This is a genomic window from Pseudarthrobacter sp. WHRI 8279 (genome assembly GCF_040224115.2).
Taxonomy (GTDB): Bacteria; Actinomycetota; Actinomycetes; order Actinomycetales; family Micrococcaceae; genus Arthrobacter.
Map to the genome: position 1 here is coordinate 348,851 of NZ_CP168162.1, position 25,697 is coordinate 374,547.

Annotated in this window: 26 protein-coding genes and 1 tRNA gene; 17 read left to right on the forward strand and 10 right to left on the reverse strand. The window is 64.7% G+C overall.

Features of this window, described 5'->3' with window-relative positions:
• Positions 1–124 precede the first annotated feature (124 nt).
• The 3 genes from ABRP28_RS01615 to ABRP28_RS01625 all read left to right on the forward strand — a co-directional run bounded on the left by ABRP28_RS01615 (position 125) and on the right by ABRP28_RS01625 (position 2,727).
• Positions 125–1,069 (forward strand): ACT domain-containing protein, encoded by a 945-nt coding sequence (locus ABRP28_RS01615; protein ID WP_350004257.1) that lies wholly within the window; start codon positions 125–127, stop codon positions 1,067–1,069.
• Positions 1,070–1,089: 20 nt separating this feature from the next.
• Positions 1,090–1,163, forward strand: a tRNA-Leu gene (locus ABRP28_RS01620).
• 208 nt (positions 1,164–1,371) lie between these two features.
• Positions 1,372–2,727 (forward strand): ABC transporter substrate-binding protein, encoded by a 1,356-nt coding sequence (locus ABRP28_RS01625; protein ID WP_350004256.1) that lies wholly within the window; start codon positions 1,372–1,374, stop codon positions 2,725–2,727.
• 75 nt (positions 2,728–2,802) lie between these two features.
• On the opposite strand, the gene ABRP28_RS01630 is transcribed toward ABRP28_RS01625, so the two are convergent.
• The 4 genes from ABRP28_RS01630 to ABRP28_RS01645 are packed head-to-tail and all read right to left on the reverse strand — an operon-like array spanning position 2,803 to position 6,934.
• The gene (locus tag ABRP28_RS01630) at positions 2,803–3,576 is read right to left on the reverse strand and encodes an ABC transporter ATP-binding protein (RefSeq protein WP_231457236.1); all 774 of its coding nucleotides are present in this window, start codon (positions 3,574–3,576) and stop codon (positions 2,803–2,805) included.
• On the reverse strand, positions 3,573–4,664 hold the full coding sequence (locus ABRP28_RS01635; protein WP_350004255.1) for an ABC transporter ATP-binding protein: 1,092 nt from the start codon (positions 4,662–4,664) through the stop codon (positions 3,573–3,575). The genes ABRP28_RS01630 and ABRP28_RS01635 overlap by 4 nt, the downstream gene beginning before the upstream one ends.
• Entirely contained in the window at positions 4,661–5,629 is a 969-nt protein-coding gene (locus ABRP28_RS01640; RefSeq protein ID WP_350004254.1) for a branched-chain amino acid ABC transporter permease, read from the reverse strand. Before ABRP28_RS01640 ends, ABRP28_RS01635 begins: the two co-directional genes overlap by 4 nt.
• Positions 5,630–5,638: 9 nt before the next feature.
• Positions 5,639–6,934, reverse strand: coding sequence for a branched-chain amino acid ABC transporter permease (locus ABRP28_RS01645; RefSeq protein ID WP_374152997.1), 1,296 nt, complete (start codon positions 6,932–6,934; stop codon positions 5,639–5,641).
• A gap of 347 nt (positions 6,935–7,281) precedes the next feature.
• Between ABRP28_RS01645 and ABRP28_RS01650 the strand changes: the two genes are divergently transcribed.
• From ABRP28_RS01650 to ABRP28_RS01675, 6 genes are all read left to right on the forward strand, one after another.
• Positions 7,282–8,181 carry a Bax inhibitor-1/YccA family protein gene (locus ABRP28_RS01650; RefSeq protein ID WP_350004253.1) on the forward strand — a complete coding sequence of 300 codons (900 nt, stop codon included), beginning with the start codon at positions 7,282–7,284 and terminating at the stop codon, positions 8,179–8,181.
• 276 nt (positions 8,182–8,457) lie between these two features.
• On the forward strand, positions 8,458–8,781 hold the full coding sequence (locus ABRP28_RS01655) for a helix-turn-helix domain-containing protein (protein ID WP_350002653.1): 324 nt from the start codon (positions 8,458–8,460) through the stop codon (positions 8,779–8,781).
• Positions 8,778–9,077 (forward strand): IS3 family transposase, encoded by a 300-nt coding sequence (locus tag ABRP28_RS01660; protein ID WP_374152910.1) that lies wholly within the window; start codon positions 8,778–8,780, stop codon positions 9,075–9,077. The genes ABRP28_RS01655 and ABRP28_RS01660 overlap by 4 nt, the downstream gene beginning before the upstream one ends.
• Before the next feature lie 33 nt (positions 9,078–9,110).
• Positions 9,111–10,328: an IS21 family transposase gene (gene istA / locus ABRP28_RS01665; RefSeq protein ID WP_374152871.1), complete on the forward strand. Its 1,218-nt coding sequence runs from the start codon at positions 9,111–9,113 to the stop codon at positions 10,326–10,328.
• A complete protein-coding gene (gene istB / locus ABRP28_RS01670) occupies positions 10,328–11,116 on the forward strand; it encodes an IS21-like element helper ATPase IstB (RefSeq protein WP_374152872.1) in 789 nt (262 codons plus the stop codon). The genes istA and istB overlap by 1 nt, the downstream gene beginning before the upstream one ends.
• Positions 11,117–11,192: 76 nt before the next feature.
• Positions 11,193–11,780: an IS3 family transposase gene (locus ABRP28_RS01675; protein WP_374152998.1), complete on the forward strand. Its 588-nt coding sequence runs from the start codon at positions 11,193–11,195 to the stop codon at positions 11,778–11,780.
• Between the two features lie 82 nt (positions 11,781–11,862).
• On the opposite strand, the gene galK is transcribed toward ABRP28_RS01675, so the two are convergent.
• Together galK and galT are read right to left on the reverse strand one after the other, a co-directional pair.
• Complete coding sequence (gene galK, locus ABRP28_RS01680) at positions 11,863–13,050, reverse strand: galactokinase (protein WP_350006155.1); 1,188 nt, start codon at positions 13,048–13,050, stop codon at positions 11,863–11,865.
• Entirely contained in the window at positions 13,047–14,204 is a 1,158-nt protein-coding gene (gene galT, locus ABRP28_RS01685) for a galactose-1-phosphate uridylyltransferase (protein WP_350006153.1), read from the reverse strand. Before galT ends, galK begins: the two co-directional genes overlap by 4 nt.
• A gap of 101 nt (positions 14,205–14,305) precedes the next feature.
• On the opposite strand from galT, the gene ABRP28_RS01690 reads away from it, so the two are divergent.
• Genes ABRP28_RS01690 through ABRP28_RS01705 form a run of 4 tightly spaced genes read left to right on the forward strand, consistent with a single transcriptional unit; the run spans position 14,306 to position 18,505 of the window.
• Positions 14,306–15,259 (forward strand): aldose 1-epimerase family protein, encoded by a 954-nt coding sequence (locus ABRP28_RS01690; RefSeq protein WP_350006151.1) that lies wholly within the window; start codon positions 14,306–14,308, stop codon positions 15,257–15,259.
• A gap of 40 nt (positions 15,260–15,299) precedes the next feature.
• Entirely contained in the window at positions 15,300–16,634 is a 1,335-nt protein-coding gene (locus tag ABRP28_RS01695; protein WP_350006149.1) for an AI-2E family transporter, read from the forward strand.
• 3 nt (positions 16,635–16,637) lie between these two features.
• Positions 16,638–17,876, forward strand: a complete 1,239-nt coding sequence (gene ilvA / locus ABRP28_RS01700; protein ID WP_350006147.1) for a threonine ammonia-lyase — start codon at positions 16,638–16,640, stop codon at positions 17,874–17,876.
• 8 nt (positions 17,877–17,884) lie between these two features.
• Positions 17,885–18,505, forward strand: a complete 621-nt coding sequence (locus tag ABRP28_RS01705) for a rhomboid family intramembrane serine protease (protein ID WP_350006145.1) — start codon at positions 17,885–17,887, stop codon at positions 18,503–18,505.
• Between the two features lie 82 nt (positions 18,506–18,587).
• Here ABRP28_RS01705 and greA read toward each other — a convergent pair whose 3' ends face one another.
• Both greA and ABRP28_RS01715 read right to left on the reverse strand, forming a co-directional pair.
• Positions 18,588–19,082: a transcription elongation factor GreA gene (greA, locus tag ABRP28_RS01710; RefSeq protein WP_231457761.1), complete on the reverse strand. Its 495-nt coding sequence runs from the start codon at positions 19,080–19,082 to the stop codon at positions 18,588–18,590.
• Positions 19,083–19,276: 194 nt separating this feature from the next.
• Positions 19,277–19,729, reverse strand: a complete 453-nt coding sequence (locus tag ABRP28_RS01715; RefSeq protein ID WP_350006143.1) for a DUF4307 domain-containing protein — start codon at positions 19,727–19,729, stop codon at positions 19,277–19,279.
• 118 nt (positions 19,730–19,847) lie between these two features.
• Between ABRP28_RS01715 and mca the strand changes: the two genes are divergently transcribed.
• Positions 19,848–20,753 (forward strand): mycothiol conjugate amidase Mca, encoded by a 906-nt coding sequence (mca, locus tag ABRP28_RS01720; RefSeq protein WP_350006141.1) that lies wholly within the window; start codon positions 19,848–19,850, stop codon positions 20,751–20,753.
• 100 nt (positions 20,754–20,853) lie between these two features.
• The gene (locus ABRP28_RS01725; RefSeq protein ID WP_350006139.1) at positions 20,854–21,216 is read left to right on the forward strand and encodes a hypothetical protein; all 363 of its coding nucleotides are present in this window, start codon (positions 20,854–20,856) and stop codon (positions 21,214–21,216) included.
• 51 nt (positions 21,217–21,267) lie between these two features.
• On the opposite strand, the gene ABRP28_RS01730 is transcribed toward ABRP28_RS01725, so the two are convergent.
• The gene (locus ABRP28_RS01730) at positions 21,268–21,930 is read right to left on the reverse strand and encodes a hemolysin III family protein (RefSeq protein WP_350006159.1); all 663 of its coding nucleotides are present in this window, start codon (positions 21,928–21,930) and stop codon (positions 21,268–21,270) included.
• Positions 21,931–22,176: 246 nt separating this feature from the next.
• Here ABRP28_RS01730 and ABRP28_RS01735 point away from each other — a divergent pair, with 246 nt between their 5' ends.
• Complete coding sequence (locus tag ABRP28_RS01735) at positions 22,177–22,938, forward strand: isoprenyl transferase (protein ID WP_350006157.1); 762 nt, start codon at positions 22,177–22,179, stop codon at positions 22,936–22,938.
• Positions 22,939–23,177: 239 nt separating this feature from the next.
• Positions 23,178–24,596, forward strand: coding sequence for a PhoH family protein (locus tag ABRP28_RS01740; protein WP_350006137.1), 1,419 nt, complete (start codon positions 23,178–23,180; stop codon positions 24,594–24,596).
• A gap of 431 nt (positions 24,597–25,027) precedes the next feature.
• On the opposite strand, the gene ABRP28_RS01745 is transcribed toward ABRP28_RS01740, so the two are convergent.
• Positions 25,028–25,675, reverse strand: coding sequence for a GNAT family protein (locus ABRP28_RS01745; protein ID WP_350006135.1), 648 nt, complete (start codon positions 25,673–25,675; stop codon positions 25,028–25,030).
• Between the last annotated feature and the right edge of the window lie 22 nt (positions 25,676–25,697).

Genomic DNA, 25,697 nt, shown 5'->3' on the forward strand with positions numbered 1-25,697 from the left:
GCGCCGGAAAAGTACGACGGCGGCTGCCCCCTGTTCGGGGGCGGCCGCCGTTTGCGTCCCGGCATGATCGTCTCCAGGAGGGTGCGTCCCGCCGACGGTGGTCAACGGCTCCTAGACTGGCACCATGACTGGCGGGAAGAACCTCGGGGCGCTGCTTGCCGCGCTGCATCCGGTGCAGCGCAGCGGCGAATATGTCTATGTCCTGTGGCCGGAGGGAAGGCCGCTGGTGCAGGGCATTGAGGCGGCAATCCGCGAAGCCGAAGGCCTGGCGGTGGTGCTGCCCCGGGCGATGGCTGACAGGGAGGGCCTGGCATACGGCTTCGTGGGCGCCTGGATCACGCTGGAGGTCCATTCTGCGCTGGACGCCGTGGGCCTGACGGCTGCCGTCAGCAAGGCCCTTGCCGAGGCGAGCATCAGCTGCAACGTGCTCGCCGGGTTCCACCATGACCACCTCCTGGTTCCGGTGGCCGATGCGCCCCGCGCCCTGGAAGTCCTGGCCGGGCTTTCCCAGGACAGCAGGCAGGTGCCACGGCCCGAGCTTCTGCTGCGCAGCGAGGCGCGTGAGGACCGCGAGGCCATCCTGGCCCTGACAGCTGACGCCTTTGCGGTCTCCCCGGCCACCGGCCTGAAAGTTGAGGGCGAACCCGTGGAGGTGAGGGTGCTCCGGGGCCTCTTCGAGTCCAAGGAGTACCTGCCCGAGTTCAGTGTGGTTGCCGTCCTGGACGGCCAGGTGGTGGGCCACGTCATCAGTACCCGGGCCCGCGTGGGTGACCACGGGCTGCTGGGCCTGGGGCCGATCGGCGTTACGCCCAGGCACCAGCGGCACGGTATAGGTTCTGCGCTCATGAAGGAGACCATCCAGCGGGCGAACGCTGCGGGGGAGAGCGGCATCGCCCTCCTGGGCAGCCCGGACTACTACTCGCGCTTCGGTTTTGTCCCTGCCACCTCGCTGGGCGTACTTCCGCCTGAGGAAGCGTGGGGCGACTACTTCCAGTTGTTGCCCCTGGCTCTCTGGCCCGGCGGCATCCACGGGACGTTCCGGTATGCCGAACCCTTCGCACTCGCCTGACGGGATACCATTGACCGGGCGCCCCAGTAGCCCAATTGGCAGAGGCAGCGGACTTAAAATCCGCGTGTTGTGGGTTCGAGTCCCACCTGGGGTACACAGCAGCTAAGCAAGGCCAGGAACGGAAGCCGTCCGCACCGCGGGCGGCTTCTTCCGTTTAATTCCACATATGCAACTACTGTTATAAGGATGTGACCTCAGTCACTTATCTTCGGCTCCGATTTGCATTAGCTTGAAGCTAAATCAGGAACACCTGATTTTTCGTGTCAAAGGCCGTTCGCACCTTTAGATCGAGGAGCTCGTAAATGACTTTATTCCCCCAGGCGGGAACCCGTGTTGCCAAGCTGACAGCGCTTGGCATCGGCGTCGCCTTTATGGCAACGGCTTGCGGCGGTTCGTCCACACCCACGGCAACCGAATCCTCTGCCACCGGATCAGCGGCAGGGATTGCTTGCCCCGCAACGGAGGGCAGTGGAGGCGCTGCCGCCAGCCAGCCTGCCGAGACCCCCTCGGTGCCGCCGTCAACCGGCTCTACTGAAACCCCCCTGCGGATTGGTTCGCTCCTTCCCACCACCGGATCGCTGGCGTTCCTCGGCCCGCCCGAAATCGCCGGTGTCAACCTTGGCATCGACGAAGTCAACAAGGCCGGCGGCGTCCTGGGCAAGCCGGTCGAAGTGATTCACCGCGACTCCGGTGACACCAAGACGGACATCGCCACCCAGTCCACGTCCGCGTTGCTGGGCCAGGGGGTCAGTGCCATCATCGGTGCAGCGTCCTCAGGTGTATCCAAGACGGTCATCAACCAGATCACCGGCGCCGGCGTCATCCAGTTCTCGCCCGCCAACACCTCACCGGACTTCACCACCTGGGATGACAAGGGCCTGTACTGGCGTACGGCACCCTCCGACGTCCTGCAGGGCAAGGTGCTCGGCAACTACATGGCCACCTGCGGCGCCCAGACCGTGGGCATGATCGTCCTGAACGATGCCTATGGCACCGGCCTGGCATCCAACATCAAGTCCGCCTTCGAGGCAGCGGGCGGCCAGGTTGTGGCGGAGGAACTCTTCAACGAGGGCGACACCCAATTCAGCAGCCAGGTGGACAAGATCATTGCGGCCAAGCCGGACGCCATTGCCCTGATCACCTTTGACCAGGCCAAGAGCATTGTCCCGCTGATGACCGGCAAGGGCGTCAAAGCCACCCAGATGTTCCTGGTGGACGGCAACACCTCCGATTACAGCAAGGACTTCCAGCCGGGCACCCTGAAGGGCGCGCGGGGCACCATCCCGGGCACGTTTGCCCAGGAGGAGTTCAAGAAGAAGCTGCTGGCCATCGACCCGGCGCTCAAGGACTACAGCTACGCCGGCGAGTCCTACGACGCCGTGAACCTCATCTCGCTGGCCGCAGAGGCGGCACAGAGCACCAAGGGCGTGGACATTGCGGCCAAGCTCAAGGAAGTCTCTGAAGGCGGCGAGAAGTGCACGTCCTATGCTGCCTGCGTCACGTTGATCAGGGAAGGCAAGGATGCGGACTACGACGGCCAGTCCGGCCCCGTAACCTTCTCCGAAGCCGGGGACCCGACAGAGGCCTACATCGGCATCTACGAGTACCAGGATGACAACAAGTACACCGCGGTCAAGGAAGAGTTCGGCAAGCTGTAAACGCCGTTCCTGACACACAAGGAAGCCCCCGTCCAGCTGAACCGGACGGGGGCTTCCTTGTGTTTGGCCTGGGCCTTATTCCACGGTGTCCGCCAGGGTGCCGAGGTAAAGCTGGATGACCTTGGGGTCCTTCATCAGCTCACGGCCGGTGCCGGTGTAGGCGTCCCGGCCCTGGTCCAGGACGTAGGCGCGGTCGCAGATCTGCAGGCAGCGCCGTGCATTTTGCTCCACCATGATCACGGAGACGCCTGCGCGGTTGATCTCGTGGACCCGGAGGAACGTCTCATCCTGCTTGACGGGGGAGAGGCCTGCGGAGGGCTCATCGAGGAGCAGCACGGCCGGATCCATCATCAGCGCCCGGCCCATGGCCACCATCTGCCGTTCTCCGCCGGAGAGGGAACCTGCACGCTGCGCGCGCCGCTTGCCCAGTTCGGGGAACAGGCCGGCCACGAAGTCGAACCGTTCCGCGAAATCCTTGGGCCGCTGGAACATGCCCATCTGCAGGTTTTCCTCGATGGTCAGCGTGGCGAACACGTTGTTCGTCTGGGGGACGAAACCCACGCCCCGGGACACGAGCTTGTTGGCTTTCAGCCCGGTGATATCCTGCCCGCGGACCACCACCGTCCCGGAATGGACTTTGACCAAACCGAACATGGCCTTCAGGAGGGTCGATTTACCGGCGCCGTTGGGGCCGATGATGCCGATCAGCTCGCCTTTGCGGGCTTCGATGCTGCAGCCGTTGAGGATGTTCACTCCCGGCAGGTAGCCCGCAACGAGGTCGGTGACCTTGACCACCGAGTCCCCGTCGCTGACTGGCTGTGCGGCCGGTGCCGCGCTGGTGCTGCTCATTGGCTGTCCTTCTCTGTGGTGCCTGTGTCCGTGCTTCCATGGCGGCCATGGGGGCTGCCGCCCTGATGCCGGCCGCCGCCCCGGCGTTCCGGTTCAGCCTCTGCCGCCACAACGTCCAGCGAGATGATTCCGGCGTTCTCGGTTCCCACAATCGATTCCTCGTCGGCTACGAGTTCGGCCGCAAGCTCCTTCAGGCCCTCGGAGTCCCCAAGGTCCACGTCATGGTGGGCACCCAGGTAGGCGTCGATGACCGCAGGGTTCTTCATGACCTCGCCCGGCGGGCCTTCCGCCACCACCTTGCCCTCAGCCATGACCACCACCCAGTCCGCGATATGCCGGACCATGTGCATGTCGTGCTCGACGAACAGTACCGTCATGCCTTCGGCCTTAAGGTTCTTGATGTGGTCCAGCAGGGACTGCGTCAACGCGGGGTTGACCCCTGCCATCGGTTCGTCCAGCATGACCAGCTTGGGCCGCACCATGAGCGACCGGGCCATCTCCAGGAGCTTGCGCTGGCCTCCGGAGAGGGACGCCGCATAGTCGTCCTTCTTGGCGTCGAGTTTGAACTTTTCAAGCAGGACGTTGGCCTCGTTGGTGATCTGTTTCTCCCGGCCGCCCCACATGCCCTTGAAGAGGGCTTTGGACAGCCGCTCGCCGGGCTGGTTGGCGGCGCCGAGCCGCATGTTTTCCATGACGGTCAGCTTGCCCATGACCTTGGTGAGCTGGAAGGTGCGGACCATCCCCATCCGGGCCACCTTGTAGGGGGACACCCCGGCAAGGCTCTTGCCTTCGAACTGCCACTTGCCCGTGTTCGGGGTGTCAAAACCGGTCAGCAGGTTGAACAGGGTGGTCTTTCCTGCGCCGTTGGGGCCGATCAGTGCCGTGATTTTGTGCCGGGGGATCTCGAGGTACTCGACGTCGACGGCGTTGATGCCGCCGAAACTGCGTGTCACGTTCTCCGCAACGACGATGGGGTCGCGCTTCTTGCAGCCGGGTGCTGCCTCGCCTGCCGCGATGGGCCGGGTGTCGGTCATGTAGTCCACGCCAGCTTCGCCGGCGGCTGCGGGTTCTTCGCTGTGCATGCTCATGCGAACGCCAGCTCCTTCTTGTTTCCAAAGACGCCCTGGGGCCTGAAGATCATCAGCAGCATCAGGGCGACGCCAACCAGGATGTAGCGCAGCTGCCCGGCCTGGACCGTATTCAGCCACGTGATGGCCCCTGACTCGATCAGGCCGTAGAGGATGCCCTGCGTAAGTGACAGGACCACCCAGAAGATCATGGCGCCGATGACCGGCCCAAGCACGGTGCCCAGGCCGCCGAGCAGGAGGCACGTATAGAGGAAGAAGGTCAGTTCCGTACCGTAGTTGGCCGGCTGGACCGCTCCACGCGGGAGCGTGAAGATCATGCCGGCGAGGGCTCCGAGAACGCCGCCGATGATGAGGGCCTGCATTTTGTAGGCGTAGACGTTCTTGCCCAGGGACCGGACGGCGTTCTCGTCCTCGCGGATGCCTTTGAGGACGCGTCCCCACGGGCTGCGCATCAGCAGCCAGACCAGGGTGCAGCAGAGCGCCACCAGCGCCCACCCCACCACGCGGATGAAGAAGTCGCGGTTGTTCATGCCGAAGTAGGAGCCTTCAGGGAAGGGGTTCATGCTGTAGAACCCGCCTTCGAAGGCCGCAAGGCCGTTGGCCGACCCCGTCACGGACGTGAGCTGGTTGGTGGTCACAATGTAGCGGACAATTTCCGCTGCCGCGATGGTCACGATGGCCAGGTAGTCCGCCCGGAGCCGCAGGGTGGGTATGCCCAGCAGCAGGGCGAAGACGGCAGAGGCAAGGATGGCTATGAGCAGCCCCACGAAGAAGGGGACCCCAAAGCTGAGGGTGGAGATGGCAAAGCCATAGGCCCCCACCGCCATGAAGCCTGCCTGCCCGAAGTTCAGCAGGCCGGAGTAGCCGAAGTGCACGGCGAGGCCGAGCGCGGCCATGGCGTATGCCGCCGTGGTCGGGCTGAAAATTTCACTGGCAGCGCTGGCAAGAATGAATCCAAAGTCCATGGCTGTCTCCTAACCCACGCGCTCGCGCCGGCCCAGGATTCCCTGGGGCCGAAACAGAAGGACAACGATCATGATGAACAGGGCGCCCACGTATTTCAGGTCCGCGGCGAGTCCGAACACGGTGGTCAGCTCCACAAAGATGCCCACGATGATCGAACCGATCAGGGCGCCGAAGACTGTGCCGAGGCCGCCGAGGGTGACGCCGGCGAAGATGAGCAGGAGGATGGCTGACCCCATGTCGAACGTCACGCCGGGACGGTAGTAGGCCCACAGGATGCCGCCGAGCGAGGCCAGCATGCCGCCCGTGATCCACACGATCCGGATGACGGAGTCCACATCAATGCCCGAGGCCGCTGCGAGGGCGGGGTTGTCGGCCACCGCACGGGTGGCCTTGCCCAGCCTGGTCTTCAGCAGCACGATGCCAATCAGGGCGATCACCACGGCGCTGATACCCAGGGACCATAGGTTGTTCGGCGAGATGGAGACCGGTCCAAGCTGGATCTCGGGGCTTTGGGCGTATGGCAGCTGCTGGGTGGCACCACCGAAGTAGAACTGGATGACGTAGCGGACGGCCAGTGCCAGGCCGATGCTGACGATCATCATGGGCACAAGTCCGGTTCCGCGGCGGCGCAGCGGCCGCCATAGGCCTCTGTCCTGGGCGTATCCGAAGAGGCCCCCGCCCAGCAGTGCCAGCAGGATGGCCAGCCAGAAGGGAAGGCCCAAAGCGTTGAAGGCGAACACCAGGACAGCGCCCAGTGTCACCATCTCTCCGTGGGCGAAGTTGGTGAGCCCGGTGGTGCCGAAGATCAGGGACAGCCCCACAGAGGCCAGGGCCAGGAGGAGGCCGAAGCTCAGTCCTGCGACGAGCCGGTTGAGCAGGTTCTGCCCGAAGTCCTGCTGCTGCACCACGATGCCCTTGCCGAACGCAAAGATCACGGAGAGGTTTGAGGTCTGGCTGAAGGTGACGTCGCGGGGGTTCTCCTGGCCTTCAGCCAGGGCGATGCCCTCAGGCAGTGTGGACTCGTCCAGTTCCACTGTGTAGGTGCCCTGTTCGGGCACCCCAATGTTCCAGGATCCGTTCGCGGTTGACTTCGCGGTGCCGGTGAAGTCGCCCTTCTTGGCCGTGATGGTCACGTCCGCCAGGGGTGCACGGGTGTCATCGCGGAGGAATCCGCTGATGTTGTTTTGGAAGGTTTGGTTCGACGGGGATGGTGTCGGTGATGGGGAAGTGGCCTGGGAAGCCGGTGCTGCCACGAGAAGGATTGCCAGGATGGAAGCGCTGATGGCTCCCAGTATTCTCAGCAACCCTCGCCGTGCGCCGGCCGGCGGGCCTTGGGGTGTACTTCTCAATTGGTAAACCTCCACTTGGGGGCGGTCTCGGCTGCGCCATTGCAGCCGCTGCGAACGGATGCAGGGGTACGATGGTGCCATCAGGCCGGCACCGTCACATGTGTGAGTTCCGTCACCCTGCTTGGCTTATGCTACAGCGCGGAAGTACCGGTAAATGCCGAGGTCCAGGCGCCGATGGTAGCGATCGGATAACAACTCCAGGGTCCTGTTTCCGACGGGGAACTATTGCGGGTGCATTTACGTGAGAATTGGTAGCGTAAACCTTAAGGTTCACAACACATCCCATATGGAGGAATCCCGCAATGGCACTTGGCGGCAACCCGATCTTCAACGGAAAGAGCTTCCGTGGAGCCACCCAGGCACCGCCTGTTCCGCAGGCTCCCTACGGACAGCAGCCTTACGGCCAGGCCCCTTACGGCCAGCAGCCGTATGGTCAGGCACCCTACGGCCAGGCCCCTTACGGCCAGCCGCAGAACATGACGGACGAGCAGTTGCGGCAGATGTACAACCAGCCCGCCGCAGGTCCGGCTGACACCGGCCGGATGACATACGACGACGTGATCGTCAAGACTGCCGCCTGCCTGGCGGTGCTGCTCGTCGGTGCCGGCGTGACAATGTTTGTCGGCCTGGGCCTGGCCTCTATGCTGATGATCGTCGGTGCGCTGGGCGGCTTTGTGCTGGCGCTCGTCAACACCTTCAAGAAGCAGCCGTCACCGGCGCTGATTCTCGCTTACGCAGGCCTTGAGGGTCTCTTCCTTGGTGGCCTCACCCGGGTCCTGGACACCATGTACCCGGGCGTTGGGCTCCAGGCCGTCATCGGCACGCTGTCCGTCTTCACCGTGACACTGCTCCTGTTCAAGAGCGGCAAGGTGCGCGCCACCCCCAAGGCCATGAAGTTCTTCATGATCGCTTTGGCTGGCTACGCCCTCTTCTCCATCGTTAACCTCGTCATGATGCTCACCGGCCTGACGACGGAACCCTTCGGGCTGCGCAGCGGCATCATCGGCGTTGTGATCGGAATCCTCGCAATCGGCCTGGCCGCATTCTCACTGGTCATGGACTTCACCAGCATTGAGGCAGGCGTGCAGAGCGGTGCCCCGCAGCGCTTCTCTTGGACTGCAGCGTTCGGCCTGACGGTGACACTGGTATGGCTCTACGTGGAAATCATCCGCCTGCTGGCCATCCTGCGCGGGGACGAGTAACGCCCACGCCGGCTCCCGCCGTCGGACATCCTTAACAGGTAAGGGCCCCACCTCTGAACTGCTCCCCGGAAGTTGGACTGAGAAATTCAGTTCTGACTTCCGGGGAGCAGTTCTTTGCGTGTAGATAGTTCGTTGTCCGCGGCTCAGCGTGAGGCGGCTGTAGCGTGGTTTGAGAAAGGCCTTGCAGATAAGGCGACAGCTAATTTGTTGGGCGTGTCTAATTGGCCGGTCAAGAGGCTGTATCGGCGGTGGAGGATTCATGGCCAAGGAGCGCTGGTGACCAAGCCGACAAAACAGTCATACTCTTTCGAATTCAAGCTCGCTTTGGTCGAACGGTTCCGCGCCGGCGAGACTGCCCCTGATTTGGCAGCAGAAGCTGGCCTGTCCTCTCCGGTCCTACTGAGAACGTGGGTACGCGCCTATCGTCTTGAGGGCCCGGACTCCTTGCGACCAAAACCAAAAGGCCGACCGCGGAAGCCAGACACCCCGCCGGTTGAACCATCCGAGCTGGAGCGGCTGCGCCGTGAGAACGAGCGTTTGCGGGCAGAAGTGGCCTATCTGGGAAAATTGCGGGCCTTGAGGGCTCAAGAACAACGGTGAAGGTCCAGGCCCTCACCGCCCTCAAGGCTGACTTCCCGCTTTCTGTTCTGCTGCAAGTGTCGGGTCTTGCCCGATCGACATTCTTCTATCACCAGTCACGACTCCAGGCTCCAGACCCCCAAGAGGCCCTCAAGGCCACAGTCTCGGAGATCTTCACGACGAACCACGGCCGGTACGGGCACCGCCGTGTCCACACGGAACTGCTCAAGCAGGGCTGGATACTCGCGAAGAAGACCGTGCTGAAGCTGATGCGCGCTGTCGGTGACGGTCGAAAAGTGAGCCATTGTGACGGTTGAAAACTGAGCCACCCGTTCCAAACGATTGGGTGGGTGATCACAGTGGAGGATTGGGCGCTTATTCGGCGGTTGCATCTGGCCGAGGGTGAGTCGATGAGGTCGATAGCGGTGCGGTTGGGGATCTCCAGGAACACGGTTGCGAAGGCAGTCAGTGCTGAGAGTCCGCCAACTTACGTCCGGTCGCCGCAGGACTCCGGGATCAAGGCTGTGGAACCGGCAATTCGTGCGCTGCTGCTGGAGAACCCGCGGATGCCGGCGACGGTGTTGGCTGAACGGGTGGGGTGGTCGGGGTCCCCGGCCTGGTTCCGGGAGAACGTTGCCAGGATCCGGCCCGAGTATGCCCCGGCTGATCCTGCTGACCGGATCTCTTACGATCCCGGGGATCAGGCGCAGTGTGATCTGTGGTTCCCGGAGGTCCGGATACCTGTCGGTGCCGGCAAGGCCAGGGTGTTGCCGGTGCTGGTGATGGTGTCTTCGCATTCACGGTTCATCAAGGCCAGGATGATCCCGTCCCGAATGACCGGGGACCTGCTGGCCGGAATGTGGGAGCTGCTCGGATCCCTGGGCGCGGTTCCGCGGCGGTTGATCTGGGACAACGAAGCCGGCATCGGCCGGCGGAACAGCTACGCCGCCGGAGTCGCGGCATTCGCCGGGGTCTTGGCGACCAGGGTCGTGCAAGTCAAACCCTACGATCCTGAGAGCAAGGGCGTGGTGGAGCGGGCCAACCAGTTCCTGGAGACTTCCTTCCTGCCGGGCCGGGTCTTCACCTCACCGGAGGACTTCAACACCCAGCTCGGCCAGTGGCTGCCGAAGGCCAACACCCGGCTGGTCAGGCGGACTGGCTCACGCCCGATGGACCTGCTCGCTGCGGACAAGGCGGCCATGCTGGCGCTGCCACCGGTTCCACCGGTTACCGGCTTCACCTCAAGGGTTCGGCTGCCGAGGGACTACTACGTCCGGATGGGATCTAACGACTACTCCGTCCACCCGCAGGCCATCGGCCGGTTCGTCGATGTCACCGCCGACCTCGAAACCGTCACGATCAGCATGGACGGCAGACCTGTCGGGACCCACCCCCGGTCCTGGGGCACCGGTCTGACGATCACCGACCCGGACCACGTTGAGGCGGCACGGGCACTGCGGAAGGCCTTCCAAACCCCGCACCCGGTGGGCGAAACAACCGGGCTGAGGGACCTGGCGGACTACGACCGGGCGTTCGGTGTTGTCTTCGATGACGGGCAGGTCGCCTGATGCCGGCCGCTAAGGAAACCATCGGCCAGATCGAGTACTACTCTCGGGCGATGAAAGCACCGCGGGTCCGTGAAGCAGCAACCCGGCTCGCGGATCAGGCCCGTGAAGGAGGCTGGACCCATGAGGAGTACCTCGCCGCTGTCCTGTCCCGGGAAGTCGCAGCCAGGGAAGCCTCCGGCGCCGAGATCAGGGCCCGGGCCGCAGGGTTCCCGGCCCGGAAATCACTTGAAGACTTCAACTTCGATCACCAGCCCGGCCTCAAACGCGACACCATCGCGCACCTGGCCACCGGGGCGTTCCTCACCGAAGCGTCCAACATCGTCCTGCTCGGGCCGCCCGGCACCGGCAAAACCCACCTCGCCACCGGGCTGGGCTTACGGGCCACCCAGCTCGGTCACCGGGTCCTGTTCGCCACCGCCATCGACTGGGTCGCACGGCTCCAAGCAGCCCACCAGAACGGACGGCTGCCCCAGGAACTGGTCAAGCTGCGCCGCTACGGACTGATCATCGTGGACGAAGTCGGCTACATCCCGTTCGAACAAGACGCCGCGAACCTGTTCTTCCAACTGGTCTCATCACGCTACGAGCACGCCTCGCTGATCCTGACCTCGAACCTGCCCTTTGCCCGCTGGGGCGACGTCTTCGGCGATCAGGTCGTCGCCTCGGCCATGATCGACCGCATCGTCCACCACGCCGAAGTCATCACCCTCAAAGGCTCCAGCTACCGCCTCAAACACACCCAGATCGACTCGCTGCCCTCGACAAGACCCGAAAATACGGCAGAATAACCAACGTCAAAGTGGCTCACTTTTCAGCCCACGAAATGGCTCACTTTTCGACCATCGCTGACAGCGCACACTCGGGCTGGCCTGCAAGGTCCGGCGGAGGAAGCGCTACAACTCCTATCAAGGCGAACAAGGCACTGCCGCGCCTAACCTGCTGAACCGGGAGTTCGAGGCCACCGCCCCGAATCAGAAGTGGGTCACGGACGTGACCGAATTCAGCGTCGGCGACCGGAAGCTCTACTTTTCACCGGTCATGGACCTCTTTGACCGGCAGATCATCGCCCATTCGATTAGCCCGTCCCCGAACCTTACACTCACCAACTCTTCGCTCAAGCAAGCCCTCGCCTGCCTGGAACCCGGTCAACAGCCGATCGTGCATTCAGACCAGGGCTTCCAGTACCGTCACGCCTCATGGAAATCGCTCCTCAAGGACGCCGGCGCAGCCCAATCCATGTCCCGCAAGGGAAACTGCTACGACAACGCCGTGATGGAAAACTTCTTCGGCCACCTCAAGGAAGAGATGTTCCACCACGTTCGGTTCATCAGCACCGACGCACTGACCGCAAACCTAAACGAGTACATCCGCTGGTACAACAACGACCGGATCTCGACAAAGCTCGAGGGCCTGAGCCCGGTGCAATACCGAGCCCAGGCCCTCGCGGCTTAGGATCTTACTTGGCCAGTCCAACTATCGGGGACCAGTTCACTCACGGTGGGGCCCTTACCTTTTAAGCGCAACACGGGAGCGTCTAAGCCACCCGCCGGGCTCCTGCTGCCGGGGACACCGTGAAGATGTCCGGCGCCCTGTAGCCGGCTTCCGCGAATGCCTTGACGACGGCGTCACGCACCTTCTGTTCCAGCGCCGCCGGCGTGAGCGCGATGGCCGCACCGCCAAAACCGCCGCCGGTCATGCGGGCCCCGATGGCTCCGCTGGCGCGCGCGGTGTCTACCGCCAGGTCAAGCTCCGGGCAGGAGATCTCGAAGTCGTCCCGCATGGAAGCATGGCTGGCGTCCAGCAGGGGCCCGATGGCGCCAGGCCCCTCGCTTGCCAGGAGCTCCACGGTCTGGAGCACGCGGTCGTTTTCGGTCACCACATGCCGGACGCGCCGGAAGGTGACTTCATCCAGGAGGCCGCTGGCTTCCTCCAGATCGCCCACCTGTACGTCCCGAAGCGCCTTGACCCCAAGCACCTCCGCGCCCAGTTCGCACGATGCCCGGCGTGACGCGTAGCCGCCGTCGGCATGGGAATGCGAGACGTTGGTATCAATGACCAGCAGCACCAGATCCGCAGGCTGGGTCTCAAACGGGACCAGGCGGGCGTCCTGGTCCCGGCAGTCCAGGAAGACGGCGTGGCCTTCCGAGCCGCGGAGGGACGCCGACTGGTCCATGATGCCCGTAGGGGCGCCGACGAAATCGTTCTCCGCCCGCTGCGTGGCAAGCACCATTTCCTGCGCGTCGAGGCCGGCACCCGCCAGTTCGTTCAGTGCAGAGATGACGGCGCATTCGATGGCATGGGATGAAGAAAGTCCGGCCCCGAGGGGAACGTTCGAATCGAGCAGGAGGTCCACACCCGGAACCTTGATGCCGCGCTCCTGCAGCGCCCACATCACACCGAGGGGGTACTTGGTCCAGCCTTTGGCGGAGCCCGGCCGCAGGGAATCCATTGCGGTGGACACAACGCCCTGGTCGCCGTAGGTGGAAAGCAGGCGCACGGCGGAGTCGGGGCGGACCCGGACGGCCACGCGTGCTGTCCGGTCAATGGCGAAAGGCAGCACGAAACCCTCGTTGTAGTCCGTGTGCTCGCCGATCAGGTTTACCCGTCCCGGCGCCTGCCAGATGCCGTCCGGTGCGCCGCCAAACTCCTTCGCGAACCGGGCGGACAGGTCCTCTGTCCCTGGCTGCCCGCGGGTGGCCAGGGGGTCCGGTGCGGCGTTCAAGCGTGGGCTCCTTCGGGGGTGGCCGCCAGGACGGCGGGAATTGTGGCGGGCGAGGGCAGAGTGACTTCCCGGAGACGCTCCGCCACGCTCTCCGGGGTGGTGTCGTTGATGAAAGCGCCCATTGCGGCCTCCGATCCTGCCAGGTACTTCAGCTTATCGGCAGCGCGGCGGGGGGAAGTCAACTGGAGGTGGAGGTACCCGGCGGGCCGCAGGACCGGATCCAAGGGAGCCTGGTGCCAGGCCGAGATGTAGGGGGTGGGCGTGGGGTAGAGGGCATCAATCCGCTGGAGGAGGTTGAGGTAGACGGACGCGAGCTCGTCCTTTTCCTCGCCGCCCAGCGCCGCCAGGTCCGGGACCTGGCGGTGGGGCACCAGGTGGATTTCCAGCGGCCAGCGGGCAGCAAAGGGAACATAGGCGCTGAAGTTTTCGCCTTCCAGGACCATCCTGCTGCCGTCTTCCCGTTCGGAGCGCAACAGGGATCCGGTGAGTGTGTCCCGGCCGTCGTGGGCGTCGTGGAACTTGCTGGCGGCGGCCCCGAGGATTCCTGCGCGGGGCGTGACGTAGGGGTAGGCGTAAATCTGCCCGTGGGGGTGGTGGAGCGTCACCCCGATGTCAGCGCCGCGGTTCTCGAATGGAAAGACCTGCTTGATTCCGGGGAGGGCACTCAACGCCTCCGTGCGGTGCGCCCATGCCTCGATGACCGTGCGCGCACGGGTTTCTCCCAGTTCACTGAACGAACCGGTGTGGGACGGGGTGAATGCCACTACCTCGCAGCGGCCGTACGCGGGTCCCTTGGTGCCCCATGAAGGTGCCTCCGGAACCGGGCCCAGTGCCGGCCCCAGCGAGGGGAACCGGTTCTCGAACACCACCACGTCGTAGTCAGACGCGGGAATCTCGGAAGGGTTGGCGGCAGTGGTAGGGCAAATAGGGCACTGGTCCGCCGGGGGGAGGTGGGTGCGGGCCTGGCGGTGCGCGGCCACTGCGACCCACTCGTCGGCCAGGGCATCGTAACGGACCTCGCCCGGTTCGCCCCTCGGAGGCAGGCCCCTATGGTCGGTGGTGAGTTCGGCGGCGCGCGACTTGGGCGCTGCAGCGTCGTCGAAGTAGATCAGCTCCCTGCCGTCGGAGAGGCTGGTGCTCGTGATACTTGTCATGAAAAAAGTGTGGCACATTCGATCAAAAAAGAATAGTTAACAACAAAATCTCACAAGAGAGGTGCTGCGCTCGGGGACTGCTCCGCGATACGGTATTGCTCATGACTTCCAGTTCACCCGAGGAATCCGCGCCAACACTGCAGGGCTATGCCACCGGCAGGCAGTATGAACTCCGCCGCGGCGACGCTTCGGCCGTAGTGACCGAGCTGGCCGCAGGGCTCCGCTCCTTCAGCAGGGGAGGAACCCTCCTGACCGAGACGTACGGGGACGACGACATTCCGCCCGGTGCCACGGGCATCACCTTGGCGCCCTGGGCAAACCGCGTGGAGGACGGCGTCTGGTTCCTGAACGGCAAAAAGCAGCAGCTGGACATCACCGAGGTTGCCAGGAACAACGCCAGCCACGGCCTCCTCCGCAACTCCGCCTACGCCCTCGTGGATGAGTCCGAACACTCCGTCACCCTCGAAGCCACCATCTTCCCGCAGCATGGGTATCCCTTCCTGGCGCGGCACCGGGTGCAGTATACGATCGACGGGGACCTGGGGCTCGTGGTCCGCCAGAGCCTGGTCAACGATGCCAAGGAGCCTGCGCCCTTCGTCCTGGGGGCCCACCCCTACCTGAGGCTGGGTGATGTGCCCATTGACGAACTGGTCCTGACGGTAGCGGCAGAGACGCGCCTGGTGGCCGATGACCGCCTCATTCCACGCAGTGCCGCTCCCGTGCAGGGCGATTCGGACTTCAGGGCAGGGCTGAACATTGCGGCCCTCGACGTGGATGTGGCCCTGACGGACCTGCGCTTCGAAGCAGGAAAGGCCCGCCACACGCTGTCGGCGCCGGACGGCAGCCAGGTAAGCCTGTGGCAGGACGAAGCCTGCCGTTACGTCCACGTCTTTGTCAGCACCCAGTACCCGGGCCGCAGCCGTGCCGTGGCCGTTGAACCGATGACCGGGCCCGCCAACGCCTTCAACTCCGGGGACGGCCTGCGCTGGCTTAGCCCCGGCGGATCGTTCACGATCGAGTGGGGGATTGACTACACCCCGGGGGCCGGCGGGTAGCGGTTTTCCGAATAAGCTTCCGCTGGGGAAGTATTAGGCTATGACGCCAGCAGAGGATGCCGTTACCTCCCCCAGCCCCGCTCCACGCCAGCAACAGCCTGCTTCCAGCGAGCCTGTCCGGGTCCTCGCGGACCGCGAACTGGACCGGGACATACCTTACGGCGTACGCATCGCAGCCTCCTGGGCCTGGCGCGTAGGGTTGATCCTCCTGGTGGGGGGTGCACTCGTCTGGCTGCTGAGCCGGATCAGCTTCCTCATCATCCCAGTCATGGTGGCTGCCCTCCTCGCCGGGCTCCTCAGTCCGGTGGTGCGGTGGCTCAAGCGCTACAGGCTGCCGTCCGGCGCGGCCGTTGCCGTCACCGTTGTGGGCTTCATCGGCCTGATCGGCGGGTCGCTGGCGCTGGTGGGAAGGCAGCTGGTTTCAGGCTTCGGCGAACTCTGGTCGGAGGCGCTCGCCGGGGTCAAGCAGATCCAGGACTGGCTGTCCGACGGACCGCTGCACCTGACCGCAGCCCAGATGGACCAATACCTGCAGGAAGCAACCACGGCCCTGCAGGACAACACCAGCAGCATCGTCAGCGGGGCGCTCTCCTTCGGCAGCACGGCCGGGCACTTTGCCGCCGGGCTCATCCTGGCGCTGTTCATCCTCATCTTCTTCCTCCTGGAAGGAGAGCGGATCTGGACCTTCCTGGTCCGGCTGCTTCCCAGGAAAGCCAGGGCGGCAGCTTTCGGTGCCGGCCGCAAGGGCTGGACCTCCATGGTCAGCTACGCGCGCATTCAGATGTTCGTGGCATTCGTGGACGCAGTGGGAATCGGCGCGGGTGCCGCCATCATCGGGGTGCCACTGGCGCTGCCCCTCAGCGTGCTCGTTTTCATCGGTTCGTTTATCCCGATTGTCGGCGCCCTTGTCACCGGCGCTATCGCAGTCCTCCTGGCACTGGTGGCGAACGGCCCCATCAACGCCCTGATCATGCTGGGCATCGTGCTCCTCGTCCAGCAGCTGGAAAGCCACATCCTGCAGCCGCTGATCATGGGCAAGGCAGTCGCACTGCACCCGGTGGCGGTAATCCTCTCGGTAGCCGCAGGATCCTATCTGGCAGGCATCCCTGGCGCCCTGTTCTCGGTGCCCATCCTCGCCGTCGCAAATTCCTCCATTCGCTACATCGCCGCCAGAACGTGGGAACATGAACAAGTGCCGGCTTTCGCCGGAGGACCCATGACGGCAGGCGCAGGACCGGACAACACCATCCGGGACGTCCGGCCGCCGGCCGGACTCAAACGCGGCAAGGGCGCCGCCGCCGGCACCAAATCAGAACTACCTGATGCCCCTCCCACTGCGGAACCGGGCGCAGGGGCCGAATCCAGAGGAGAATAGTCCGTGAACATCCTTGAAACCCTTCCCGTCACGCTGGACGATGTCCTGGAGGCGCAGAAGCTGCTCGACGGGATTATTGCGCGTACACCGGTGGAATCGTCCCGCGCCCTCGGGAAGCTGGCCGGCGGGGATGTGTACTTCAAGTGCGAAAACCTCCAGCGCGCCGGATCGTTCAAAGTTCGCGGCGCCTACGTCCGGATGGCCAAACTTTCCCCCGAGGAGAAAAAGCGCGGTGTAGTGGCAGCCTCTGCAGGCAACCACGCCCAGGGCGTAGCCGTGGCGGCCAAGAGCCTGGGCATCAAAGCCCGCATCTACATGCCACTGGGTGTTGCACTTCCCAAGCTGGCCGCCACCCGCAGCCACGGCGCGGAGGTCATCCTGCACGGCCACAACGTTGACGAGGCGCTCGCGGAAGCCCAGCGGTACAGCAACGAGACGGGGACCGTCTTTGTGCACCCGTTCGACAACGTCGACGTCGTGGCAGGACAGGGAACCCTGGGGCTGGAAATCCTTGAGCAGGTACCCAACGTGGATACCATCCTCATGGGCGTCGGGGGCGGTGGACTCCTGGCGGGGGTCGCCGTCGCCATCAAAGCCCGGGCCAAGGAGCTGGGGCGGGAGATCCGGATCATCGGGGTCCAGGCGGAGAACGCCGCTGCCTACCCCCCGTCACTGGCCGCTGATGCGCTGGTGCCCCTGAAGAAGGTGTCCACCATGGCGGACGGCATCGCCGTCGGCCGTCCCGGGCAGCTCCCGTTCAGCATCATCCGCGAACTCGTGGACGACGTCGTGACCGTCAGCGAAGATTCGCTGGCCCGTGCCCTGATCTTCCTTCTGGAGCGGGCCAAGATGGTGGTGGAACCTGCCGGCGCGGTTGGCGTGGCGGCGCTGATGGACGGCAAGATCGAAAATCCGGGAACCACGGTGGTGGTCCTCTCGGGCGGCAACATCGACCCCATGCTCATGCTCAAGGTCATCCAGCGGGGCCTCTCCGCTGCAGGGCGCTACATGACGGTCCGCATGATGCTCGATGACCGCCCCGGTTCCCTGGCCACCATCGCCAGGATCATCGCCGAGAACGATGCCAACGTCACAGGCCTGGACCACACCCGGGTGGGCGGCTCCATCAGCATGGGAGACGTGTCCATCACGGTGAACCTGGAAACGAAGGGCCACGAGCACGGGGAACAGGTGCTCAGCGCCCTCCGTGCGGAAGGCTTCCAGCCCATCGTGGTGCATTAGGAAATTCCATGGCCGGACTGACGGGAAACGGAAGCTTCGGGCAGCGCAGGACCGTGGCCGCCCGCGCCAAGGGCGGCCTGCTGGTGCTGGGCAGCTTCGTGGTTCTGCTCTTTGTCATCGAGCTGTTCAACATGGTGATGCTCCGCTCGCTCAACGCAACGTTCGGGCTCCGGCCCAGGAGCGCCGACGGGCTGCTGGACATCGTCACTTTCCCGCTCCTGCACGCAAACCTGAACCATCTGCTCTCCAACAGCCTGCCGCTGATCATTTTTGGTTTCCTGGTGTTCCTCTCGGGACTCCGGGTATTCCTGACCGCACTGGCCTTCAGCTGGCTGGGCTCCGGCCTCACGGTCTGGCTGATTGGCGACGGCGGCATCACAGTGGGCGCCTCGGGCCTGGTTTTCGGGCTGTTTTCGTTCCTGCTGGTGCGCGGGTTCATCAACCGCAGCTGGCGCCAGATCCTCCTGGCGGTAGTCCTCTTTATGGGTTACGGGAGCATCCTGCTGGGTGTCCTGCCCATCGGCGCCGGCTACATTTCCTGGCAGGCCCACCTGGGCGGAGCGGCCGGGGGAGTGGTGGCGGCCCTGCTGCTGCGGCGCCGCAGCCGCGCCCCTGGCCCGGCCCTGTAGGTATCTGGCACATCAACGCAAAACGCTGGCCGCCCCTTTCCGGGGCGGCCAGCGTTTGTATGTCGCTGCCGGCTGGCAGCGGTCAGGCGGCGTACGGCTTGGCGGACAGGATCTCCACCTTGATGTCCTTGCCGTTGGGCGCCACATAGCTCAGGGAGTCCCCTTCCTTGTGCCCCAGGATGGCGGCACCCAGCGGCGACTTTTCGCTGAAGACGTCCAGGTCGGAATCGCCGGCAATTTCACGGGATCCGAGCAGGAACGTTTCTTCGTCGCCGGCGATCTTGGCTACCACGATCATGCCGGGCTCCACGATTCCGTCGTCTGCCGGAGCCTCGCCCACGTGGGCGTCGCGGAGCAACGCGGTGAGCTGGCGGATGCGGGCCTCAATCTTGCCCTGCTCCTCCTTGGCTGCGTGGTAGCCACCGTTTTCCTTGAGGTCCCCCTCTTGCCGGGCTGCTTCAATCTTCTGGACGATCTCTGCCCGGCCTGCGCCGGAAAGGTGGTCCAGCTCTGCCTTCAGGCGGTCAAAAGCTTCCTGGGTGAGCCAGGCTGCAGCTGCGCTGTTGGTGGTAGACACGGACTTCTCCTCTGGTGGTCCTACATGCAAAAGACCCCGCCACGGTGGCCACTTGTGGAACAGTAACCAGCTCAGCGGGGTAAAGGTATTGATCCATTGTAGTCAATCCCTTGGACTTAACCCAACACGGAAGCGGCGCACGTCACACGCCCTGCCTTGGCTCCGGCCAAGATTTTTGGTGCCGTGTGCCGGTGCTACGTACCGGCAGCCCAGCAGCTGTCCACCACGCCGGATACGGAGAGTGATTCGGTGCGCACGGCCACGCGCTGGGCAACCGTGCGGCCGCCGTCGGCTGTTCCAGTGGCCTCCGTGGGAGGAACATCCACAACCTTCCATCCCACCACTGCAAACTTGGAATCCAGTGCCTTGACGGCGCACTTGACGGCGGTGCCGGGCTCGCGCGTGACCTGGAAGTCCACCTCCGCCAGGGTGGCATCCGTGGTGCTGTAGCCGATGTCCTTGAACGAGACATCGGACAATGACTGGGACGTGGAAACCCAGGCCAGGAATCCGATTCCTGCAGCCAGTGCCGCCCCGCCAATGATGCGTTTGGCTTTCGGCGTAAGCCTGCGCTTTTTAGCCCCATAGCGATTGGCTAGGCTAGTGTCTGCGGGCGCGGGTTGGGCCGGCTGGTCCGGGGAAGTCACCTCACCAGTTTAGTGCCCTTTCCGGGGGCGGCTTGTCAGCAGCCCCGCCAGGCGTCCGCCCGTTCAAGCGATCCGATCAGCGGCCACAGGCAGCAGAAGAATAAGGAGCCGTCCTTCGATGACAGCGTCCAGCACCACCCAGGCGCCTCTACGGCTGCTCGCCGTCCATGCCCATCCGGACGACGAGTCCAGCAAGGGCGCTGCGACGATGGCAAAATACGCTGCCTCCGGCGTCGACGTCCTTGTGGCCACGTGCACCGACGGTTCCAGGGGAGACATCCAGAACCCGGCCGTTGAGGGGGAGCCGCACCCCAAGCGGGACATGGCAGGTGCCAGGCGCCTTGAGATGCAGCGGGCGGCGGCCATCCTCGGCGTCAGGCAGCGATGGCTGGGATTCGTGGACTCCGGCCTTCCTGAAGGCGATCCGCTTCCTCCCCTTCCCGCAGGATCATTCGCCACTTTGCCCCTGCAGCGTGCTGCCGCGCCCCTGGTGCGGCTGGTCCGGTCCTTCAAGCCGCATGTCATCCTCAGCTATGACGAAAACGGCGGCTACCCGCATCCGGACCACATCATGGCGCACCGCGTTGCCGTGGAGGCCTTCGAGGCTGCCGGTGACGGTTCGCGCTATCCGGACGCCGGAAAGCCATGGGAACCCAGCAAGCTCTACTACGACAGGGCATTCAGCCCGGAACGCTTCAGGGCACTGCACTTCGCCCTGGAGGAAGCTGGACTCCAGTCCCCGTACGCCGAGCGGCTTGCGGCCTGGCTGGAAGCGGATGCCGAGGGCCACACGCCGCCGCCCGCCACGCATCCCACCACCACCCAGGTGGATTGCGGCGATTTCTTCGAGGTGCGCGACGACGCGCTCCGTGCCCACCGCACGCAGGTGGACCCCCTGGGGTTCTTTTTTGCCGTTTCCCCCGACATGCAGCGCCGCGCCTGGCCGTGGGAGGATTACTCGCTGATCCACTCCCGGGTTCCTTCCGAGCTCCCGGAGCGGGATCTGTTCGCAGGGCTAAGATAGAAGCAGCCGGCAATTTCTATGTCGCGTAGAAGTTAGGGTCTGGCGCTTTCGCCGTCCCGTCCGCGACCCCTGCGACCCGCTCCACAGAAGGTAAATAACCGTGCATCATCTGCTCCTCAGCTTGGCCACCACCCCGACGCCCCTGCCTACGCCAACGCTGCGTGAGGGGATCTCCGAGGACCAGGTGACCCCCGGCCTGCTGGGCTTCATCATGACGGCGTTCTTCGTAGTAGCCACCGCACTGCTGATCGTTGACATGGTGAGGCGCATCCGCCGCGTGCGCTACCGGGCGCAGGTGGAGGAGGACCGCATGGCTGCCGCTGCTGCGGCGGACGTTGAGGCGGCTGAGGCTGCCGAGGCGGGGGCTGCCGAGGCGGGGGCGCCTGGCCAGCAGGCCCGCGGCGGCGCGGCGCAGGGAACGGCCGACGACGGGACGGACCCCGCGCAGGACCAGCGTCCCTGACGCACGAACTGACTTCGCCCCGCGCTGGCTCCGGCCAGGCGTGCGGCTGCCCTAGCTGAGGACGGCCGTGGCGATGGCCGCGAAATGCGCGGCGAAAGCGACCACGGTCAGGGCATGGAACAGTTCGTGGAACCCGAAGTGGTGGTAGCTGAAGTTTGGTTTCTTGAGCGCGTAGAAGACTGCCCCGGTGATGTACAGGATGCCGCCCACGCAGATCAGGACGGCAGCGGACACGCTGGCCTGGAAGAACTGCGGCAGGTAGAAGAGGGCGCCGCAGCCCAAGGCAATGTAGATGGGTACGTAGAGCCAGCGGGGGGCGTCTGTCCACAGCAGCCGGAACAGTACCCCGAGGATGGCCCCTGACCAGATGACCCACAGGAGGAGGACTGCCTGCGGCCTTTCCAGGAGGGTCCAGGCAAGCGGTGTGTAGCTGCCGGCGATCACCAGCATGATGTTGGTGTGGTCCAGCCGCTTGAGGACGATCTTGACCCCGGGTGACCAGTTGCCCCGGTGGTAGACGGCGCTGACGCCAAAAAGCAGCACGCCCGTGGCCGCGTAGATCGCTGAGGTGATTTTGCGGTCGGCCGTCGGCGCAAGGACCACCAGGACGATCCCGGCCGCCAGGGCAAGAGGGGCTGTGACGGTATGGATCCAGCCGCGCCACTTCGGCTTGATCATCAGGAGTTCCGCCAGCCGGACCGCGGCGTCGTCCATCGGGTTGTTTGTTGCGCCCTTTGCTGCGCCGTTTCCCGCGCCGGGACTGTCCTGTGGCTGCGGCGTCCGGGGGGCGTCCGGGGTGTCCCTGTTCATGGTCCCAGAATAACTTACGGATCAGTAAGTTACCGATGGGTAGGTTTGCGGGGAGGGCTGCTCCGGGCGGGTGGAACGGCCCCTTGGCGCTTCGGACGGTAGCCTAGGATGTGCAAGTACGTACAGCGAGGAAGTCAGGTGAGTGGACGCGTGGAGTTGCCCGGGTTCCTCTATGGCTTCTACGAGCGCAGGCTGCTGAAGGATCTTGCCCGCGACCGCATTCCTCGCCACATCGGCGTCATGGTGGACGGGAACCGCCGCTGGGCCAAGCAGTTCAACGCGCCCACCAGCCAGGGCCACCAGGCCGGTGCCGACAAGATCCACGAGTTCCTTGGGTGGTGCCAGGAGCTCGGAGTCAAAGTGGTCACCCTGTACATGCTTTCCACGGACAACATGAACCGGTCCAGCGAAGAGCTGGACCTCCTGATGGGTATCATCGCCAACACCCTGGACCGGCTGGACGAGGACGCCAATATCTCCGTCCACGCGATGGGGGCTCCCGAGCTTCTTCCGGATTACCTTGCCGAGCGTCTCAACAAGCTGACGGCGCGCACCCCTGTACGGGAGAAGATCCACGTCAATGTGGCGGTGGGATACGGCGGCCGCCGGGAAATCGTGGACGCCGTGCGTGAGCTCCTCCACGACGCCGTGGCCAAAGGCAGGGACATCGGCCAGCTTGCGGATGAGCTCTGCGTTGATGACATCTCGCGCTTCCTTTACACCCGCGGCCAGCCGGACCCGGACCTGGTGATCCGGACATCGGGGGAACAGCGCCTGTCCGGATTCCTGATGTGGCAGAGCGCCTACAGCGAGTTCTACTTCTGCGAGGCATTGTGGCCCGCGTTCCGCAAAGTGGACTTCCTGCGGGCCCTCCGCGATTACGCGGGCAGGCAGCGGCGCTACGGCGCCTGACAGCTCCGGTTCATCACAAGTTCACGCCACCGCAACAGGAATCGCCGCGTAATGGTTGCGGAAATTACTTGGCGTGGATTTACGTTATATCCATCAGCTGGCAAAACCGCCGGCTGATCGGGGAGGCCAGTACATGGAGCGAAACATCGCACCGGTTGTATGGGAGGCCGGACCCGGCCTCCTGGCCGAGCCGCCTCACCAATAACAATTCCGGGCTGGTGCCCGGGGCTGGAGTCGATGTGGCTACTTCTGAACATCTGCCCAAGGTCGTTTTGGACCAGGCAGAGAAAGCTACCTCTCGCGCCACGCGAGCCACCTCACGAACCGGTTCAGCAGCGGATGCTGCGGCCGGTTTTGCTGTCTCCGGAAGGGAATTGGCCATTAACACCTTCGTCATCGACACCTCTGTCCTGCTGTCAGACCCCCGCGCCCTGCTGCGCTTTGCCGAGCACGAGGTCATTGTTCCGGTTGTGGTCATCACCGAGTTGGAGTCCAAACGGCACGACCCCGAGCTGGGCTATTTCGCCCGGAAAGCGCTGCGGCTCCTCGACGACCTCCGGGTTAAACACGGCGGACTGAACCAGCCCATTCCCATAGGTGACGACGGCGGCTCCCTCATGGTGGAGCTCAACCACATCTCCTCCGAGGTGCTGCCGCTCGGCTTCCGGAGCGGTGACAACGACAGCCGCATCCTCGCCGTCGCCAAGAACCTCGCCAACGAAGGCAGGAACGTCACCGTGGTGTCCAAGGACCTGCCCATGCGGGTCAAGGCCTCGGCCATGGGGCTCACCGCCGACGAGTACCGCAACGAACTGGTGAAGGACTCCGGCTGGACCGGTGTTGCCGAGGTCGAAGCCAATGAGCAGGAGATCTCAACCCTGTACGGCCACGAGCCGGTGTTCATTCCGGCGGCGGCGGAAATGCCGGTCAACACCGGCCTGGTCCTGCTGTCCAACCGGGGGTCCGCCCTTGGCCGGGTGGGCCCGGACAAGCAGGTCCGCCTGGTCAAAGGCGACCGCGACGTGTTCGGCCTGCACGGGCGCTCCGCCGAGCAGCGGCTGGCCATCGACATGCTGATGGATCCCGCCGTCGGCATCGTGTCCATCGGCGGCCGGGCCGGCACCGGCAAGTCGGCCCTGGCGCTGTGCGCCGGCCTGGAAGCCGTCCTGGAACGGCGCGAGCACCGCAAGGTCATCGTGTTCCGGCCCCTCTACGCTGTGGGCGGCCAGGAACTCGGCTATCTCCCCGGCTCCGAGTCCGAAAAAATGAACCCCTGGGCGCAGGCAGTCTTCGACACGCTCGGCGCCCTGGTGAGCCAGGAAGTGGTGGAGGAGGTCATGGACCGCGGGATGCTCGAGGTCATGCCCCTCACCCACATCCGCGGACGGTCCCTCCACGATGCCTTCGTGATTGTCGACGAGGCCCAGTCGCTCGAGAAAAACGTCCTGCTTACCGTCATGAGCAGGATCGGGCAGAACTCAAAGATCGTCCTCACCCACGACGTCGCCCAGCGCGACAACCTCCGCGTCGGCCGCCACGACGGGATTGCCGCCGTCGTCGAAACCCTGAAAGGACACCCGCTCTTCGGCCACATCACCCTGACCCGCTCCGAACGCTCGCCCATCGCCGCACTGGTAACAGAACTGCTCGAAGGCTAGTCTCCGATTGAGCAGCAAGGGCCGTGGCCGGGTTCGCCGGGCCACGGCCCTTTCGCGTGTCGGTGGTTAGGGTTCGTCCGCACCGAGTCCTTCGCCGTCGCTTAGACACCTCCCGCCGCGCCGCTCCGGTCGCTGGGCGACCTGCGCAGCGCTCTGGTCGGCGATGCGCTCCTACGCGAAGCACCCGGACCGGACGTGTGCCAAGGCAAGCCTTGCGGGGGTCAGGGGGCACAAGCTGCGTCGCAGTCCTTCTCGTAGGAGCGCATCGCGACGCATCGGGCACCGGAGGTCGCTCAGCGACCGAAGGTGCCCTTATGCGTTGTGTCTAAGCGACGGAGAAGGGCTGTGGCGCGGCGTACCCAGCCGCTCCCCGACAACACTGGTGAACGGCGAAGCGCTGGGGACGGACGAACCCGGCCACGGTGAGGCGCTCAGGTGATTTTGAGGAACTTCGCTGCTGCGTCGTGGCCCTGGACCTGCAAATCCCAGTCGGGGCGCTTGAAGGAGTCCGGGGTGAGGCGGACGTGCTGGACGGTCTCGATCCGGGTGCCCCAGGCTTTGCGGGTGATGCCGTTGAGTTCGTAGCCGAGGGAGCGGGAGACGCCCAGGGAGGCCTCGTTCCAGTCTGCTGCTTCGGACTCGGCTACTTCTGCGCCCAGCCAGTCGAACGCGTAGAGCACGACGGCGGCACGCATCTCCTTGCCAAAGCCGCGGCCCTGCACCGACTGCTTGAGCCATGATCCAGTACTCACGGTCTTCAGCGCGGCGAAGTCCTTGGCACCGACGTCCTGGCAGCCGATCAACTCGTTCTCGTGCCAGATGCCCAGGAGGAGCGTCCAGGATTCCGGGGTGCACTCGGCGCGGCAGCGCCAGTGCCAGCGTGCCATGTTCGGTCCAAGCTCTTCGTCAGGGAGTGCAGTCCAGGGAGTGCTGAAGGGGTTCCTGCCAGGCTCGTGAATGCCGCTCTGGGCCGCTGCAACCGCCGCCGGGATCTCATGGTCCTGGATGGGACGGAGTTCCAGCCGGGGCGTGGCCAGGGTGAGGCCGAAGAGTGGCCAAACGGAGCTGAGCGTAGTCATCCGCGAAGCCTAGCCGAGAATC